Raw genomic sequence first — 2259 nt, forward strand, 5'->3', positions numbered from 1 at the left:
TTTGCACGATCGCGTTATCGTCAAGCGTCTCGACCAGGAAACCAAAACTGCGTCCGGCCTGATCATCCCTGATGCGGCTGCTGAAAAGCCGGATCAAGGCGAGATCCTCGCCGTAGGCAATGGCAAAGTCCAGGAAAACGGTAACGTGCGTCCTCTGGAAGTCAAAGTTGGCGACCGCGTCCTGTTCGGCAAATATTCCGGCCAGACCGTCAAGGTCGACGGCGAAGAACTGCTCGTCATGCGCGAAGAAGACATCATGGCCGTGCTGGTCAAGTAATCAGCCGACACCCGTCTGACCCCCAAACGAATTTAACGGAGAAACAAACATGGCAGCTAAAGATGTAGTGTTCGGCGACGCAGCGCGCGCCAAAATGGTTGAAGGCGTCAACATCCTCGCCAACGCAGTCAAGGTAACCCTGGGCCTAAAGGCCGCAACGTGGTGCTCGAGCGCTCGTTCGGTTCGCCTACCGTCACCAAGGACGGCGTGTCGGTCGCTAAAGAGATCGAACTGAAAGACAAGCTCATGAACATGGGCGCGCAGATGGTCAAGGAAGTCGCTTCGCGCACCAGCGACAACGCCGGCGACGGCACCACCACCGCGACCGTTCTGGCACAAGCCATCGTCCGCGAAGGCATGAAGTTCGTTGCCGCCGGCATGAACCCAATGGACCTGAAGCGCGGCATCGACAAGGCGGTTCACGCCACCGTCGAAGAGCTGGCCAAGATCTCCAAGCCATGCACCACCACCAAGGAAATCGCCCAGGTTGGCGCGATCTCGGCCAACTCCGACTACTCGATCGGCGAGCGCATCGCTGAAGCGATGGAAAAAGTCGGCAAGGAAGGCGTCATCACCGTTGAAGACGGCAAGTCGCTGAACGACGAGCTGGACATCGTTGAAGGCATGCAGTTCGACGCGGCTACCTGTCGCCATACTTCATCAACAACCCAGAGAAGCAAGTCGCAATCCAGGACAATCCATTCATCCTGCTGTGCGACAAGAAGATCTCGAACATCCGCGACCTGCTGCCGATCCTGGAACAAGTCGCTAAAGCCGGCCGTCCACTGCTGATCATCGCGGATGTTGTTCACAACCAGGGTTGCCAGTGCTTCGCCTTCGATGTCTTCCGCGATGATCAGCAGTGGACGGCCGGCTTTAGCGACTTGTTCCAGGATCGGCAGCAGGTCGCGGATGTTCGAGATCTTCTTGTCGCACAGCAGGATGAATGGATTGTCCTGGATTGCGACTTGCTTCTCTGGGTTGTTGATGAAGTATGGCGACAGGTAGCCGCGGTCGAACTGCATGCCTTCAACGATGTCCAGCTCGTCGTTCAGCGACTTGCCGTCTTCAACGGTGATGACGCCTTCCTTGCCGACTTTTTCCATCGCTTCAGCGATGCGCTCGCCGATCGAGTAGTCGGAGTTGGCCGAGATCGCGCCAACCTGGGCGATTTCCTTGGTGGTGGTGCATGGCTTGGAGATCTTGGCCAGCTCTTCGACGGTGGCGTGAACCGCCTTGTCGATGCCGCGCTTCAGGTCCATTGGGTTCATGCGGCGGCAACGAACTTCATGCCTTCGCGGACGATGGCTTGTGCCAGAACGGTCGCGGTGGTGGTGCCGTCGCCGGCGTTGTCGCTGGTGCGCGAAGCGACTTCCTTGACCATTGCGCGCCCATGTTCATGAGCTTGTCTTTCAGTTCGATCTCTTTAGCGACCGACACGCCGTCCTTGGTGACGGTAGGCGAACCGAACGAGCGCTCGAGCACCACGTTGCGGCCTTTAGGGCCCAGGGTTACCTTGACTGCGTTGGCGAGGATGTTGACGCCTTCAACCATTTTGGCGCGCGCTGCGTCGCCGAACACTACATCTTTAGCTGCCATGTTTGTTTCTCCGTTAAATTCGTTTGGGGGTCAGACGGGTGTCGGCTGATTACTTGACCAGCACGGCCATGATGTCTTCTTCGCGCATGACGAGCAGTTCTTCGCCGTCGACCTTGACGGTCTGGCCGGAATATTTGCCGAACAGGACGCGGTCGCCAACTTTGACTTCCAGAGGACGCACGTTACCGTTTTCCTGGACTTTGCCATTGCCTACGGCGAGGATCTCGCCTTGATCCGGCTTTTCAGCAGCCGCATCAGGGATGATCAGGCCGGACGCAGTTTTGGTTTCCTGGTCGAGACGCTTGACGATAACGCGATCGTGCAAAGGGCGAAGGTTCATGCAAAACTCCTTTAGTTTCAATGGTTTGACTTGCTTTCGGCGG

General features: G+C 57.4%; 3 protein-coding genes and 1 pseudogene. 2 read left to right on the forward strand and 2 right to left on the reverse strand.

Features of this window, described 5'->3' with window-relative positions; genetic code table 11:
• Position 1: 1 nt before the first annotated feature.
• Positions 2-277: a co-chaperone GroES gene (locus D3872_RS05000; RefSeq protein ID WP_119809758.1), complete on the forward strand. Its 276-nt coding sequence runs from the start codon at positions 2-4 to the stop codon at positions 275-277.
• Between the two features lie 162 nt (positions 278-439).
• A complete protein-coding gene (locus D3872_RS05010) occupies positions 440-1069 on the forward strand; it encodes a TCP-1/cpn60 chaperonin family protein (protein WP_182915690.1) in 630 nt (209 codons plus the stop codon).
• A 4-nt stretch (positions 1070-1073) separates the two neighbouring features.
• On the opposite strand, the pseudogene groEL reads toward D3872_RS05010, so the two are convergent.
• Both groEL and groES read right to left on the reverse strand, forming a co-directional pair.
• A pseudogene (gene groEL, locus D3872_RS05015) lies at positions 1074-1876 on the reverse strand (chaperonin GroEL); the annotation flags it as partial.
• Between the two features lie 49 nt (positions 1877-1925).
• The gene (gene groES, locus D3872_RS05020) at positions 1926-2216 is read right to left on the reverse strand and encodes a co-chaperone GroES (protein WP_119809403.1); all 291 of its coding nucleotides are present in this window, start codon (positions 2214-2216) and stop codon (positions 1926-1928) included.
• Positions 2217-2259: the final 43 nt, after the last annotated feature.

Origin of the sequence: Massilia cavernae, assembly GCF_003590855.1 — a bacterium.
GTDB classification, from domain to species: domain Bacteria; phylum Pseudomonadota; class Gammaproteobacteria; order Burkholderiales; family Burkholderiaceae_D; genus Telluria_A; species Telluria_A cavernae.